At 69.4% G+C, this 14,716-nt stretch carries 14 protein-coding genes; 7 read left to right on the forward strand and 7 right to left on the reverse strand.

Annotation, left to right across the window (positions count from 1 at the left end; genetic code table 11):
- The first annotated feature begins 11 nt into the window (after positions 1 to 11).
- The 4 genes from AB0F38_RS05625 (at position 12) to AB0F38_RS05640 (ending at position 4,855) form a co-directional block, all read left to right on the forward strand.
- A complete protein-coding gene (locus tag AB0F38_RS05625) occupies positions 12 to 1,310 on the forward strand; it encodes a sugar ABC transporter substrate-binding protein (RefSeq protein ID WP_361887137.1) in 1,299 nt (432 codons plus the stop codon).
- Positions 1,311 to 1,434: 124 nt separating this feature from the next.
- A complete protein-coding gene (locus tag AB0F38_RS05630) occupies positions 1,435 to 2,451 on the forward strand; it encodes a sugar ABC transporter permease (RefSeq protein WP_361887140.1) in 1,017 nt (338 codons plus the stop codon).
- On the forward strand, positions 2,448 to 3,320 hold the full coding sequence (locus AB0F38_RS05635) for a carbohydrate ABC transporter permease (protein WP_361887143.1): 873 nt from the start codon (positions 2,448 to 2,450) through the stop codon (positions 3,318 to 3,320). The genes AB0F38_RS05630 and AB0F38_RS05635 overlap by 4 nt, the downstream gene beginning before the upstream one ends.
- A gap of 8 nt (positions 3,321 to 3,328) precedes the next feature.
- Entirely contained in the window at positions 3,329 to 4,855 is a 1,527-nt protein-coding gene (locus AB0F38_RS05640) for a glycoside hydrolase family 3 protein (protein WP_361887146.1), read from the forward strand.
- A 131-nt stretch (positions 4,856 to 4,986) separates the two neighbouring features.
- Here AB0F38_RS05640 and nagB read toward each other — a convergent pair whose 3' ends face one another.
- Positions 4,987 to 5,772 (reverse strand): glucosamine-6-phosphate deaminase, encoded by a 786-nt coding sequence (gene nagB / locus AB0F38_RS05645; RefSeq protein WP_361887149.1) that lies wholly within the window; start codon positions 5,770 to 5,772, stop codon positions 4,987 to 4,989.
- Between the two features lie 591 nt (positions 5,773 to 6,363).
- On the opposite strand from nagB, the gene AB0F38_RS05650 reads away from it, so the two are divergent.
- Positions 6,364 to 7,830, forward strand: coding sequence for a PAS domain-containing sensor histidine kinase (locus tag AB0F38_RS05650; protein ID WP_361887896.1), 1,467 nt, complete (start codon positions 6,364 to 6,366; stop codon positions 7,828 to 7,830).
- A 171-nt stretch (positions 7,831 to 8,001) separates the two neighbouring features.
- Here the strand turns inward: AB0F38_RS05650 and AB0F38_RS05655 are convergent, their stop codons facing one another.
- Both AB0F38_RS05655 and AB0F38_RS05660 read right to left on the reverse strand, forming a co-directional pair.
- Positions 8,002 to 8,259 (reverse strand): WhiB family transcriptional regulator, encoded by a 258-nt coding sequence (locus AB0F38_RS05655; RefSeq protein WP_003953983.1) that lies wholly within the window; start codon positions 8,257 to 8,259, stop codon positions 8,002 to 8,004.
- Between the two features lie 320 nt (positions 8,260 to 8,579).
- Positions 8,580 to 9,548 (reverse strand): diacylglycerol kinase family protein, encoded by a 969-nt coding sequence (locus AB0F38_RS05660; protein ID WP_361887152.1) that lies wholly within the window; start codon positions 9,546 to 9,548, stop codon positions 8,580 to 8,582.
- Positions 9,549 to 9,769: 221 nt separating this feature from the next.
- On the opposite strand from AB0F38_RS05660, the gene AB0F38_RS05665 reads away from it, so the two are divergent.
- Positions 9,770 to 10,147 (forward strand): hypothetical protein, encoded by a 378-nt coding sequence (locus AB0F38_RS05665; protein ID WP_361887899.1) that lies wholly within the window; start codon positions 9,770 to 9,772, stop codon positions 10,145 to 10,147.
- A gap of 77 nt (positions 10,148 to 10,224) precedes the next feature.
- On the opposite strand, the gene AB0F38_RS05670 is transcribed toward AB0F38_RS05665, so the two are convergent.
- From AB0F38_RS05670 to AB0F38_RS05680, 3 genes are all read right to left on the reverse strand, one after another.
- Positions 10,225 to 11,151, reverse strand: a complete 927-nt coding sequence (locus AB0F38_RS05670; RefSeq protein ID WP_361887155.1) for an RNA polymerase sigma factor SigF — start codon at positions 11,149 to 11,151, stop codon at positions 10,225 to 10,227.
- 23 nt (positions 11,152 to 11,174) lie between these two features.
- Entirely contained in the window at positions 11,175 to 11,588 is a 414-nt protein-coding gene (locus AB0F38_RS05675; protein ID WP_003966375.1) for an anti-sigma regulatory factor, read from the reverse strand.
- A 231-nt stretch (positions 11,589 to 11,819) separates the two neighbouring features.
- Positions 11,820 to 12,080 (reverse strand): UBP-type zinc finger domain-containing protein, encoded by a 261-nt coding sequence (locus AB0F38_RS05680; RefSeq protein WP_361887158.1) that lies wholly within the window; start codon positions 12,078 to 12,080, stop codon positions 11,820 to 11,822.
- A gap of 35 nt (positions 12,081 to 12,115) precedes the next feature.
- Between AB0F38_RS05680 and AB0F38_RS05685 the strand changes: the two genes are divergently transcribed.
- Positions 12,116 to 13,717: a Na+/H+ antiporter gene (locus AB0F38_RS05685; protein WP_361887161.1), complete on the forward strand. Its 1,602-nt coding sequence runs from the start codon at positions 12,116 to 12,118 to the stop codon at positions 13,715 to 13,717.
- On the opposite strand, the gene AB0F38_RS05690 is transcribed toward AB0F38_RS05685, so the two are convergent.
- Entirely contained in the window at positions 13,693 to 14,640 is a 948-nt protein-coding gene (locus AB0F38_RS05690; RefSeq protein WP_361887164.1) for a pyridoxal-phosphate dependent enzyme, read from the reverse strand. The genes AB0F38_RS05685 and AB0F38_RS05690 overlap by 25 nt on opposite strands.
- Positions 14,641 to 14,716 lie beyond the last annotated feature (76 nt).

Consider the following 14,716-nt stretch of genomic DNA (forward strand, 5'->3'; position numbering starts at 1 on the left):
GAGGGTGTGGCATGAAGCGCAAGCTCATAGCGGCAGTAGGCGTCGCGGCGATGATGACCGGTATCGCGGCGTGTGGTGGGGACAGTGGCGACAACACCTCGAAGGACCCGAAGGACCGTACCGAGAGCCTGACGGTCTGGCTCATGGTCGACGCGCAGAGCACCTGGCCGGAGCTGGTCAAGGACGTCAACGCGCAGTTCAAGAAGAAGTATCCGAAGGTCAAGGTCGACGTCCAGTACCAGCAGTGGGCGGACAAGGCCAAGAAGCTCGACACCGCGCTCGGTGGTGACAAGTTCCCGGACGTCGTCGAGCTCGGCAACACCGAGACGATGCAGTACATCCTGAACGGCGCGCTCGCCGAGATCGACCCCGAGAAGTACGACAACTCGGATACCTGGATCAAGGGTCTGAAGGACACCTGTACGTTCGAGGGCAAGCAGTTCTGTGTGCCCTACTACGCGGGCGCCCGTGTCGCGATCTACAACAAGGACATGCTCAAGAAGGGCACCGGCAGTGATGCCCTCCCGCAGACCGAGGACGAGCTGCTCGCCGCACTCGACGAGGTCTCGGCCGCGTACGAGAAGAAGGACAAGCGCTTCTCGTCCCTCTACCTGCCGGGCCGTTACTGGTACGCGGCCATGTCCTACGTCGCCGGCTACGGCGGCTCCATCGCCGAGTACGACGAGGGCGCGAAGGAGTGGAAGGGCAACCTCTCCTCCGCCGAGTCGCAGAAGGGCATCGAGCACTTCGTCAACCTGGTCAAGAAGTACAACAAGGCCGACCTGACCAAGGACGAGCAGGATCACGCCAACGTCATGGCCAACGAGAAGGCGGCCCTGATCTACGGCAACGGCTGGGAGGCCGGTTCGGTCGTCGACGGCGCCAACAACGGCAACCCGAAGCTCGAGGGCAAGATCGGCACGGCCGGCATGCCCGGCCCGAACGGCAAGGCCCTCCCCTCCTTCATCGGCGGTTCGGACCTCGCGGTGACCGCGAAGTCCAAGGTCACCGACCTGGGCGAGGAGTGGGTCTCGCTCTTCACCAGCGAGAAGTCGCAGGAGGTGCTCACCGCCAAGAACATCCTCCCGAACAACGAGAAGCAGCTCGAGCCGCTGAAGTCGAAGCCTGAGACGGCCGCCGTCGCCAACGCGGTGCCGGACGCCTGGTTCACGCCGATCGCGCCGGGCTGGACCTCCATCGAGAAGGAGGAGGTCCTGGAGAACATGCTCCTCGAGATCCTCAAGGGTGCCTCGGTGGCCGACGCCGCCAAGAAGGCCGACGAGAAGATCAACGAGCTCATCAACACGTAGTCCCGAGCCTTCGGCTCTCCAGGCGGGGGCCCGGCGAACACCGGGCCCCCGCCCCTTTTCTTAGGTTGAGAACGCCGTGATTCCCGGGTGCAGATACCCGGAATCCCGATGGAAGGTCAGTCACGTGACTGCTGCCGACACCCAGGCCGCCGGTCCACCGGTTCCCGTACCGCGTGCCCCGGAGAAGACCGGGACCTCGCCCTCCGAGCAGGACGCCGCCGGGCCACGCCCGAAGAAGCGACGGAAGAAGGGGGAGCTCCTCCCCTACTTCCTGATCCTGCCCGCGATCCTGGCGATCGCCGCCGTCTACGTCTATCCGCTGATCAAGACCGTGATCATGTCCTTCCAGGACCTGGGGCGGGCGGCTCTCTGGGGCAACGGCGAGACCCCATGGGTCGGCTTCGAGCAGTTCACCAACATCCTCGGCGACACGGAGTTCTGGTCGGTCGTCGGCCGGACCGTCGTCTTCATGACCATCTGCGTCGTGCTCACCATGGGCATCGGCCTGCTGATCGCCCTGATGATGCTGAGGGTGTCCACCTGGGTGCGGCTCGTCCTCACCGTGGCGCTGATCGCCGCATGGTCCATGCCGCTCATGGTCGCCGCGTCGGTCTTCCGCTGGCTCTCCGACTCCGACTACGGCCTGATCAACACCCTGCTCGCCGACCTCACCGGGAACGAGGACAGGTGGCTCGGCCACAACTGGTTCCTCGACCCCTGGCAGGGGTTCGGCATCATCACGCTCCTGGTCGTCTGGGGCGCCGTCCCGTTCGTCGTGATCACGATGTACGCCGCCCTCACCCAGGTCCCCAGGGAACTGGAGGAGGCGGCCTCCCTCGACGGTGCCTCCGCGTTCGGTGTCTACCGCTTCGTGACCTGGCCGGTCATCAAGCCGGTCTTCACGATGGTCGCCACCCTCTCGGTCATCTGGGACTTCAACGTCTTCGGCCAGATCTGGCTGTTGCGCGGCAACAAGCCCGAGCCCGACTACGAGACCCTCGGCCTCTACTCCTTCTCCAAGGCGTTCGAATCCACTTCCTTCAGCCAGGGCAGCGCGATCGCTCTGATCACCGTCCTGATGCTCTCCGGTGTCGCCGTGTACTACCTGCGCCAGCTGATCAAGACGGGAGAGGTCGAATGAGCGCCTCCACGCCCACGAACGCGCCGGCCCAGCTCCTGCGGCCCGACCGCAGGAGGAACCGCCTCGGCTACAACATCCTGGCGCTGGGCACAGCCGCGATCATGGCCTTCCCGGTGTACTGGCTGATCGTCAGCTCGCTGCGCCCCAACCACGAGATCCGGTCCTACGACCAGACCCTGTGGCCGTCCTCCCTCACGTTCGACAACTTCGCGCGCGCGGTGAGGCAGGACAACTTCGCCACGGCGATCCAGTCGAGCCTCATCGTCTCGGTCACCGCGGTGGTCGGCGGCATGATCATCGCGACGCTGGCCGCGCTCGCCATCGGACGTTTCCGCTTCTTCGGGCGGAAGGCGCTGATGATGATCATGATCCTGGTCCAGATGCTGCCGCCGACCGCGATGCTGATCCCGATCTACCTGCAGCTCAACGCCCTGGGCGGCATCGACGAGTACTGGGGACTCATCGTCGTCTACCTGGTGTCCACGCTGCCCTTCGCGACCATCATGATCCGCGGGTTCGTGATCAACATCCCGGTGGAACTCGAGGAGTCCGCGATGGTGGACGGCTGCACGCGCATGGGGGCCTTCCGCCGGGTCATCTTCCCGCTGCTCGCCCCGGGGCTCGCGGCCGCGTCCATCTTCGCGCTGGTCAACGCGTGGAACGAGTACCTCTTCGCGTACATCCTGATCAACGACAACTCGAAGTACACGCTCAACGTCTGGCTGATGACCTTCACCACCGAGCGGGGTACGGACTACGGCGCCCTGATGGCCGCCTCCACGCTCATCTCCATCCCGGTCGTCGTCTTCTTCATGATCATCCAGGGGAAGATGGCCACGGGCCTGACCTCCGGCGCAGTGAAGGGATGACGCGCGCCATGACCACCCTCGTCTCCACCACGGACACCGTCACGCGCGACGCGCTCGCCGTCCTCCAGCCCGGCTTCACCGGCACGACGGCCCCCGACTGGCTGCTGCGCAGACTCGGCGAGGGCCTGTCCTCCGTCGGGCTGTTCGGCCGCAACATCGCATCGCCCGCGCAGCTCGCGGCGCTCACCGCCCAACTGCGGGCCGAACGGGACGACGTGCTCGTCGCGATCGACGAGGAGGGCGGCGACGTCACCCGGCTCGAGGTCGGGCACGGGTCCTCGTTCCCCGGGAACTTCGCCCTCGGCTCCGTCGACGACGTGGACCTCACCAGGGCGGTCGCCCGGGAGCTCGGCCGCCGACTGGCCGAGTGCGGCGTCAACCTCAACTGGGCGCCGTCCGCGGACGTCAACTCCAACCCTGGCAACCCGGTCATCGGCGTACGGTCCTTCGGCGCCGACACCGCTCTCGTCGCCCGGCACACCGCCGCCTACGTCGAGGGCCTCCAGTCCGTCGGTGTCGCCGCCTGTACCAAGCACTTCCCGGGACACGGAGACACCGAGGTCGACTCGCACCACGCGCTGCCGCGCATCGATGTGGACCTCGACACGCTGCACGCCCGTGAGCTGGTGCCCTTCCGCGCCGCCATCGCCGCGGGTTCCCGATCCGTGATGAGTGCACATATCCTGCTGCCCGCGCTCGACCCGACGCGGCCCGCGACGCTGAGCCCGCGGATCCTCACCGGTCTGCTGCGCCAGGAGCTGGGTTACGAGGGGCTGATCGTCACCGACGGCATGGAGATGGACGCCATCGCCGGCACGTACGGCATCGAGCGCGGATCGGTCCTCGCCGTGGCCGCGGGCGCCGACGCCATCTGCGTCGGGGGTGGGCTGGCGGACGAGGGCACCGTGCTGCGGCTGCGCGATGCGCTGGTGGCCGCGGTACGGACCGGTGAACTGTCCGAGGAGCGGCTGGCCGACGCGGCCGCACGTGTACGGGCCCTCGCGTCCTGGACGCAGCGGGCCAGGGGGGCTGCCCCGGAGTCGGGCGCGGACACGCAGGAGGGGACCGCGCCCGGCACCGGAGCCGGCATCGGGCTCGTGGCGGCCCGCCGCGCCGTGACCGTCACGGGGAGCGCCGAACCGCTGGACGAGCGGGCGTACGTCGCCGCGTTCACCCCGGTCGCGAACATCGCGGTCGGCGACGAGACCCCGTGGGGCGTCGCGGCCGAGCTCGCCCGGGTGCTGCCCGGCACCCGGACGGACACCTACGGCGGCGGGAGCGAGGACCCCGCGGCCGAGGTGCTGAGGGCGGCGGGGGAGCAGCGCATCGTCGCGGTCGTCCGTGACGAGCACCGGCACCCGTGGATGAGCGCGGCGCTGGACACGCTGGTGGCGGCGCGACCCGACACGATCGTGGTCGAGATGGGACTTCCCGAGGCGCCGCCCAGGGGTGCACCGCACATCGCCACGCACGGTGCGGCCCGGGTGTGTGGCGTCGCGGCGGCGGAGGCGATCACGGGGACGCGGGGCGCGTGAGCCGGGGCGGTGGGTCCGGGGGCTCTTGTCCCCGGACCCACCGCCCCGTCGCGCGTAGGGCCGTAGGGCCGGACAGTCGAAAAGGCCGGGCACCCCCGTCGGGGCGCCCGGCCTCACGTGTGGCGGAAGACCTACAGGCCCTGCCACCGCGGCTTCGCCGCGTACGTGGCGCGGAAGTAGTCCGCGAGCTTCAGCTTCGACGCGGCGGCCTCGTCGACCACCACCGTGGCGTGCGGGTGCAGCTGCAGTGCCGACGCCGGCACGATCGAGGCGATCGGGCCCTCGACGGTCCGGGCCACGGCGTCGGCCTTGCCCTCGCCCGTGGCCAGCAGGACGGGGTGGCGCGATTCCAGGATCGTCCCGATCCCCTGGGTGATGACGTGGCGGGGCACCTGGTCGATGTCGTCGTCGAAGAAACGCGCGTTGTCGACCCGGGTCTGCTCGGTCAGCGTCTTGATCCGGGTACGTGAGGCGAGTGAGGAGCACGGCTCGTTGAAGCCGATGTGTCCGTCGGTGCCGATGCCGAGCAGCTGGAGGTCCACCCCGCCGGCTTCGGCGAGCGCCTTGTCGTACGCCTCGCAGGCGGCCTGTACGTCCTCGGCGGTGCCGTCCGGACCCATGAAGGACGCCTCGGACAGACGGAGCGGTTCGATGACCTCGCGCAGTACCACCGAACGGTAGGACTCGGGGTGCCCGGCGGGCAGTCCGACGTACTCGTCGAGCTGGCAGATGCGGGCCCGTGAGACGTCCACGGCGCCGGAGCGGACCTTCGCCGCCAGCGCCTGGTAGACGGGCAGCGGGGTCGAGCCGGTGGCAACGCCGAGCAGGGCGCCGGGCTTGCGGCTCAGCAGGGCGCCGATGGCCTCGGCGACGAGCTCGCCGCCTGCCGTGGCGTCCGGGACGATGACAACTTCCACGCTGTGCCTGCCGATCTGGAGAATGACGTCATGTGGTATAGACCAATTAGATGTCAATCTAGCAGATCGGGGCGTCGCGGGGGTGAACCGATCACGTGTGTGCGGCCCTTGTCGCCCCGTCGGTGGGTGCCCGCTCCGGCGGATGCCGAGGGGTGTGCCTTCGCCGGTCGGGGGATCTGCCGACGGGGTCCGCGGTGACCCCGGAAACACCCGCGGGCCGCGGCGCCGGGACGGGACCCTCGGCCCGTCCGGCACCGCAGCCCGGAGCTGCCTGGCCGGCGGTGTGCGGTGCCTCCGGCCACTGGAGGAACCGGCGCGGTCAGGGCAGAGAGCGCCGGTTGCCTCGGTCCGCTCTCCTGTGCGGGGAGAGCGGAGGTCTGTCTTGTACATGATGCTCGTACGGAGTGATGTTCGTACAGGACGCATTGTGGACTAGACCAATAGTGCGTGTCCATCCATCGCGCGGACATTCCATGCGCGGTCGCTCCTCGCCCGGTCACGGCGCGGACGCTCCCCCAGTGTCACGCATGCGCGGGCCGATCGGTTCGGAACCTCCCCGTATCCACAGGTACGCTCGCACACGTGCCCTCCATGAACGACCTTGTCCGCCAGCACACAGCCCTGAGTGACACCGACCTCGAGTGGCTCCATCTGCTGGTCTCGGAGTGGCAACTGCTCTCCGACCTGTCCTTCGCCGACCTCGTCCTGTGGGTCCCCACCCGCGACGGGACCCGCTATGTGTCCGTGGCGCAGATGCGGCCCAACACCGGCCCCACCTCCTATCAGGACGACATGGTCGGCCATCTGGTGCCGCGCGGCCGCCGTCCGCTGCTGGATGCCGCCCTGGACGAGGGCCGGATCGTGCGCGAGGGGGACCCGGAGTGGCGGGAGGAGGTCCCCGTACGGGTCGAGTCGATCCCCGTACGCAGGGAGGGCCGCATCCTCGGCGTCATCGCCCGCAACACCAACCTCCTCACGGTGCGCACGCCGTCCCGGCTGGAGCTCACCTATCTCCAGTCCGCCTCCGACCTGGCCCAGATGATCGCCGCCGGATCCTTCCCGTTCCCGGGTCAGCAGGTCGACATGGACGCGTCGCCGCGCGTGGGCGACGGGCTCATCAGGCTCGACGCCGACGGCGTCGTCCAGTACGCCAGCCCCAACGGCCTCTCCGCCTATCACCGTCTCGGTCTCGCCTCCGATCTGGTCGGCCATCACCTCGGCGCGACCACGGCCGAGCTCGCTCCCTCGCGCGGGCCGGTGGACGAGGCCCTGGTCAAGGTGGCCAGTGGGTACGCCCCCCGGGAGTTCGAGGTCGAGGGCGCCGGCGGGGTGATCCAGCTGCGGGCGATTCCGCTCAAGCCCAAGGGCGTCCGCATCGGCTCGCTGGTCCTGCTCCGCGATGTGACGGAACTGCGCCGTCGCGAGCGGGAGTTGATCACGAAGGACGCCACCATCCGGGAGATCCACCACCGGGTGAAGAACAACCTCCAGACGGTGGCCGCCCTGTTGCGACTCCAGGCCCGCCGGATGGATTCGGAGCAGGGCCGTGAGGCGCTCAACGAGGCTGTACGGCGCGTCGGTTCGATCGCGATCGTGCATGAGACGCTGTCCCAGAATCTGGACGAGCGGGTCGAGTTCGACGAGATCGCCGACCGGGTCATCGCGATGGTCGCCGAGATCTCTCCCGGCAAGGTCACCTGCCGCCGTAAAGGTCGCTTCGGGATCCTGGATGCGGAAGTGGCCACTCCGCTCTCGATGGTGCTCACCGAGGTCCTGCAGAACGCGCTGGAGCACGCGTTCACCCCGGCCGAACGCGGCACGGTGGAGGTCTCCGCGGTGCGCGGCGGATCACCCGCCGAAGGCCGGCTGCTGATCACCGTGGCGGACGACGGATGTGGTCTCCCCGAAGGCTTCGATCCGCAGCGGGCCGGCAACCTGGGGCTGCAGATCGTACGGACGCTGGTGGAGGGTGAGCTGGGCGGCACCTTCGGTATGGTCCCCGCACCTGAGCGCGGCACGCAGGTCGTGCTCGACATCCCGGTCCGGAACGACAAGTAGCCCCGCCGCACAGCACAGTGGGCCCGGACCGTGGTAACGGTCCGGGCCCACTGCGTGATGCTCACGGTGCGATGCGCTTCGGGGGTACTGCGCGCTGCGACTCGAAGGCGGGACTGTGCGTACGCTCTGTACGCGCCGCCTGGCTGAGGCTCGTCGTGCGGGGGGCGTCGGTCAGGCGCTGGCGTTACGCGCCCGGTTGCGAGCGGCGCGGCGCTTCATTGCGCGGCGCTCGTCCTCGCTGAGGCCACCCCAGACGCCGGAGTCCTGGCCGGACTCGAGCGCCCACTGCAGGCACTGCTCCATGACGGGGCAGCGACGACAGACGGCCTTGGCTTCCTCGATCTGCAGCAGCGCAGGACCGGTGTTGCCGATGGGGAAGAACAGCTCGGGGTCTTCCTCACGACAAACGGCGTTGTGACGCCAGTCCATGGCTGCTACCTCTCCTTGGTATTACATGCTGATGCTTGTGAATGTGAACGCTTTCACGAATCCCCCCGCAGACGAAGGTCCGACGCCCAGATGAACTGGTTGTGGTCCTGTTGTGGTGAGGAGGGGTTCTGGCTCTCAGTGGATGCCGATGCTGCGGGCTGTCCCGATCGCCATGTAGAGATTCGCAAACCTCGGCGGCGGATACAACCCCTTCTGGAAAGTTTTTTTTGATTCCTCGGTGTCGACTAGGTCACAGCCGTACTTCTTAGGGGTGGGGGACAGTCCAAACGTTCGAGTTAAAGGACTTTGAGCCCTTCCACTCACACAATCACACGCAGTGCACGGCGTACGCCTGTGAACGTCACGCTCGTACGCAGTCCCAGGTGGTCGCCATCCATCTGGAAGGGCAGTGGCGCCTTCGAATGCAAGGTGAAGTCGCTGAGGTCGTGGAAGGAGACGGCATGCTTGCCGTGCGGGCCCCTCTCGGGGCTCGAAGTGAGCAGCTGCGTGGCGTACCGGGCCACCGCCGCGGTGGTGAGGCGCTTCAGTCCGAGGATGTCCAGGCCGGTGTCGAAGGACGCCTTGGGAGCGGCGTACATCGGACGATTCCCCAGGTAGGTCCAGGGTGCGGTGTTGCAGATGATGGACAGCGCGAGGTCCGTGACCGGGTCCTGTCCGGGTACGTCCAGGGTGATCAGGCCGTGGCGCCGGTGCGGTTCCTCCATGAACTGCCGGACCACCTGGCGTACGTACAGCGGATGGGTCGAACGCTTGCCGCGTTCGCGCTTCTGCTCGACCCGGCCGAGGACGCTCGCGTCGAATCCGAGCCCGGCGCAGAAAGTGAACCAACGTTCCGGGACGGCCTCGTCCGCCGTGCCCGGGGTGCCGGCCGCGAGACCGAGGCCCACCGTGCGCTCGCTCCGGTGGGCGAGGGCGTCCAGGATGGCGCCGGTCGCCTCCACGGCGTCGTTGGGAATGCCCAGGGCGCGTGCGAAGACATTGGTGGATCCGCCCGGAACCACGGCGAGGCTCGGCAGGCTGTCCATGTCGGGCCCGCGGTGCAGCAGCCCGTTGACCACTTCGTTGACCGTGCCGTCGCCGCCGAGGGCGACCACCAGGTCGATGTCGTCGGAGTCCGCCGCCCGCCGCCCCAGGTCCCGGGCGTGCCCCCGGTACTCCGTGGTCACGGCTTCGAGCTTCATCTCGCTCGCCAGCGCGTGGATCAGCACGTCACGGGTCCGCGCACTGGTAGTGGTGGCAGCTGGGTTGACCACGAGGAGTGCGCGCATGCCTGCCAGAGTACCTACCGCGCGGTACCGCCCTGAAGTCCTGATCCACCGGGTCCACCTGCGGTGACGCAAAGTGACCGGTGTTTCGCGGCGCGTCGGCCTCGGCCCCGGCTTCACGTTCCACGGGCCGGGATGCCAGTCTGAAGGGCGTGACTACTCAGCAGAACAGACCGTCTTCGTCGCCCCCGGCCGGTCCGGAGAAGCCGGGCCGGATCGCCACCGTGGCCGCACTCAACGCCCTCGAGGGCGCGGCGCTCGTCATCGGCGGGGTCTACATGCTGGTCATGGGCCTTCTCGGCCGCCCCGACAGTCCGCAACAGGCCGAGATGGGCGGGCTCACCCTGCTGGCGCTCGGCCTGATTCCGCTGTCCGCCGCCCGCGGACTGCGGCTGCGGCGGAGCTGGAGCCGTGGCCCGGCCCTCATCACGCAGATCATGGCACTGCCGGTGGCCTGGACGCTGCTGCGGGCGCAGGGTGCGCTGATCCCTGCGGGGATCGCCCTCGCCGCGGTCGCCGTGACGGCGCTCGTGCTCCTGCTCGACCCGACGACCACGCGGGCGCTGGGCATCCGGGGGCCGCGGGCGACCCCCGGGGCCTGACCGCCGCGCCCCGGCGCTCGCGCGTGCGCCCCGGCGCCTGGGCTTCCCCGTCTCCGGGCTTCGCTGCCCCGGCTTCGCTACTCCTCGACGAGCAGCCGCTCGCGCAGCTGGGCGAGCGTGCGGGCCAGGAGGCGGGAGACGTGCATCTGGGAGATGCCGACCTCCTGCGCGATCTGCGACTGGGTCATGTTGCCGAAGAAGCGCAGCAGCAGGATCCGCTTCTCGCGCGGCGGGAGGTCCTCCAGCAGCGGCTTGAGCGACTCCCGGTACTCGACCCCTTCCAGTGCCTCGTCCTCGGATCCCAGCGTGTCCGCGACGGCCGGCGACTCGTCGTCCGTGTCCGGCACGTCCAAGGAGAGCGTGCTGTAGGCGTTCGCCGATTCCAGGCCCTCCAGGACCTCCTCCTCGGAGATGCCCAGACGCTCGGCCAGCTCGTGCACCGTCGGGGAGCGGCCGTGCTGCTGGGAGAGCTCCGCGGTGGCCGTGGTCAGCGACAGCCGCAGCTCCTGGAGGCGGCGCGGCACCCGCACCGCCCAGCCCTTGTCGCGGAAGTGGCGCTTGATCTCACCGACGACCGTGGGCGTCGCGTACGTCGAGAACTCGACTCCGCGGTCCGGGTCGAAGCGGTCCACCGACTTGATCAGACCGATGGTGGCGACCTGGGTGAGGTCGTCGAGCGGCTCGCCGCGGTTGCGGAATCTGCGGGCCAGGTGCTCCACGAGCGGCAGGTGCATGCGCACCAGCCGGTTGCGCAGCTCGGCCTTCTCCGGGGAGCCGTCGGGAAGCCCGCGCAGCTCGATGAAGAGCGCCCGTGCCCCGCTGCGGTCGTGTGGATCGTGATGCCCGTGCTCGCTCATCTGGCCCGCCCGCTCTGCCTGCGGCTGCTCCACCGCGACCGTACGACCATGCGTCCCGTCCGCACCGTCCACCGGATGCGGCCGGGCCTGTTGCTCCGGGACGGCTGCTGGGCGCACCGCCTCGGACCGGATCGTTTCGTCCCGCACAGGACCGTCCCCGTTCCCCTCGCTCACGCCGGCCCGGGTCCCGCGCCGCGCTGTTTGTAGAGGCTGATGCTGACCGTACGGTCGTCGGCGACCGTGGAGTCGACCTTTCCGGCCAGTGCGGAGAGCACCGTCCAGGCGAAGGTGTCGCGCTCGGGAGCGCGGCCGTCCGTCGTGGGGGCCGACACGGTCACTTCGAGGGAATCGTCGACGAGGCGGAAGACGCAGCTGAGGACGGAGCCCGGCACGGCCTGCTGAAGCAGGATCGCGCAGGCCTCGTCGACCGCGATGCGAAGATCCTCGATCTCGTCGAGAGTGAAGTCCAAACGCGCTGCGAGACCGGCCGTGGCCGTACGCAGCACCGACAGGTAGGCACCCGCGGCGGGCAGTCGGACCTCTACGAAGTCCTGATTCCCGGGCTCGCCTGCGATCTGGGACACCCTCACCTCCAAGGTGGCACAAACTCGTTCGAGGCCCCGGGACGAGTGCCCGGAGCCATGCGGTCTGTCGTCGGTTCTGTGGTTCGGCGACGCTATCGCGCCCCATGATGCCGTGTCGCCGAGACCTCGTGCGCGACCGTCACTCATGGTAAACCCATGAGTACGCACAGTGGCTAGAGGTCTGCGGCGGTCAATTGCGAAGAACCGGCGCCGGTTTGACGTACCCAGACGTCACACGATCGAACCGTCCGCGAAGCACCAGCGCCAGCTCTCGTCGCGTTCGAAGCTGCGCATGACCGGATGACCCGTCTCCTCGAAGTGTGCCGTGGCGTGCTTCAGCGGCGACGAATCGCAGCAGCCGACGTGCCCGCAGACCAGGCAGAGCCGCAGCTGCACGGGATGGCTGCCCGCCGCCGGGCACTCCGCGCAGGTCTCACCGAGCGGGCCGGGCTCGGGGCGCGGCAGTTCGAGAAGATGCAGGCACTCACTCATGATGGCCACGTTACGTCGGATGCGAGGACGGTGAGATGGACGCATTGCCGCTGGTGGCACTCGTCGCGGCCAGTGCGGCGGTCGCGGGGGCCGCACGCCGTACCCCGGTCCCCGCGCCCCTGCTGCTGGTGGCCGCGGGCCTGATGGCCTCCTACCTGCCGGGCGTGCCGGACTACACGCTGGACGCGCACGTCGTGCTGCCCCTGCTGTTGCCGCCCCTGCTCTACACGGCCGCGGTGGACAGCTCCTACCTCGATCTGCGGGCCAATCTGCGTCCCGTCGCGCTGCTCTCCGTGGGGTACGTGCTCTTCGCCACCGTCGCCGTGGGCTGGCTGGCCTACCTGGTCGTGCCTGATCTGCCGCTCACCGCCGCGCTGGTGCTCGGCGCGGTGATCGCCCCACCGGACGCCGTCACGGCCGCCGCGATCGCCCGTCGGGTCGGGCTGCCCTCCCGGGTCACCACGATTCTCCAGGGGGAGTCCCTGGTGAACGACGCCACCGCGATCACGGCCTTCAAGGTGGCCCTCGCCGCCGCGGTCGGCGAGGGCATGAGCTGGGGCGCGGGCATCGGCGAGTTCCTGCTCGCCGCCGTCGGCGGTGTCGGTGTCGGACTGGTGCTGATGGTGCCGCTGCACTGGCTGCGCACCCACCTCAGGGAGGCGCTCCTCCAGAACACCCTGTCGCTGCTGATTCCCTTCGTCGCCTATGCGGCGGCCGAGCGGGTGCACGCCTCCGGAGTGCTCGCCGTCGTCGTCGTCGCGCTGTACCTGGGACACCGCTCCTGGCAGGTCGACTTCGCGACGCGGCTCCAGGAGGCGGCGGTCTGGAAGATGGTCGCGTTCGTCCTGGAGTCCGCGGTCTTCGCGCTCATCGGACTGCAGATGCCGTTCGTGCTCAAGGGGCTCGGCACCTACGGCGTCGGCGAGGCCCTCTGGTACGCGGTCGCGGTCTTCGTCGCCGTCGTCGTGGTGCGCTTCGTCTGGGTGTACCCGGCGACCTATCTGCCGTTGTGGCTCTCCAGGCGCATCAGGGAGCGCGAACCCGCGATGCCGTGGACCTCGCCGCTGATCGTCGCCTGGGCCGGGATGCGGGGTGTCGTCTCCCTCGCCATCGCCTTCTCCATCCCGGTGGTCATGCACGACGGGGAGGACTTTCCCGCCCGCAACCTGGTGCTCTTCCTGACCTTCACGACCGTCATCGGGACGCTGGTCATCCAGGGTCTCAGCCTGCCGCTCCTGGTGCGTGTGCTGAAGCTCCCGGGGCGTGACGTGCGGGCCGGGACACTGGCCGAGGCTCAGGCCCAGAGCGAGGCGTCCACGGCCGCGGAGGAACGTCTGGAGGCGCTGCTGTCCGATCAGCGCAACGCGCTTCCCGGTCCCCTCGCCGACCGGCTGCGCACGGTGATGGAACGGCGCCGCAACGCCGTCTGGGAGCGGCTGGGCGCGGCCAATCCGGTCACCGGGGAGTCGGCGGACGACACCTACCGGCGGCTGGCCAGGGAGATGATCGAGGCCGAGCGTGAGGTCTTCGTCCGCCTCAGGGACGAGCGGCGGATCGACGACGAGATGCTGCGCGCACTGCTGCGCCGGCTGGACCTGGAAGAGGCGGCCGCCTACCGGGAGTCGGACGGGGCGTAGGGGTGCGGGTCGCGGTCGCCGTCCGTGGGCCAGGGCCGCCCGGTGATGACGGCGGCGACCGTGGATCCGGGGGCGAAGGCGCCTTCCCCGGTCAGCGCGTTCAGCGCGTACAGCAGTTTGGCGACGTAGAGCCGCTCGACGGGCAGGCCGTGCCGGTCCTCGAAGTCGTCGGCGAAGGAGTGCAGTTCCGGGGGCGTACGGGCGTAGCCGCCGAAGTGGAAGCGTTCGTCCAGGGACCAGCGCCCGGCCCGTCCGCCGAACGCCTTTCGCTGCAGGTCGTGCACCGCCTCTCCCAGAAAGCCGCCGCGCAGAACCGGAACGCCCAGGGCGCGCTGCTCCGGGCCGAGCCCGGCGGCCAGCCCCGCCAGGGTGCCACCGGTGCCGCAGGCGACCGCGACCGTGTCGGCCGTCCCGCACAGCTCGCCGCCGAGCGCCCTGCAGCCCTGTGCGGCGTGCGCGTTGCTGCCGCCCTCGGGGATGACCGCGCACTCTCCGAAGAGGCTCAGCAGGCCGTCCAGGACGTCCGGGGCGGTCTTCGTGCGGTACGTCGCGCGGTCGACGAAGTGCAGTCGCATGCCGTCGGCCGCGCACTGCGCGAGTGAGGGGTTGAGGGGGCGGCCGGCCAGCTCGTCGCCGCGGACGACCCCGACCGTGGGGAAGCCGAGCAGCCGTCCTGCGGCAGCCGTGGCGCGCAGGTGGTTGGAGTAGGCCCCGCCGAAGGTCAGTACGGTACGGCCGGCGGCGTCCCGGAGATTAGGGGCGAGCTTGCGCCACTTGTTGCCCGGCAGGTCGGGGTGTATCAGATCATCGCGCTTGAGCAGCAGGGTCACGCCGTGGCGCGCGAAGCGCTCGTCCTCGACCTGCTGCAGGGGCGAGGGGAGAGCCGGCTGCAGCCGGGAGAGGTCGAGCGCTTCATGGTGCATGCATCCATTGTGCGCCGTCGCAGCCGCCGCTGGTGAGGCGGCTGCGACGGGCTGCCGTGGATCCGGGTGCGGATGC

Source organism: Streptomyces sp. NPDC025273, assembly GCF_040638585.1.
GTDB classification, from domain to species: domain Bacteria; phylum Actinomycetota; class Actinomycetes; order Streptomycetales; family Streptomycetaceae; genus Streptomyces; species Streptomyces cinereorectus.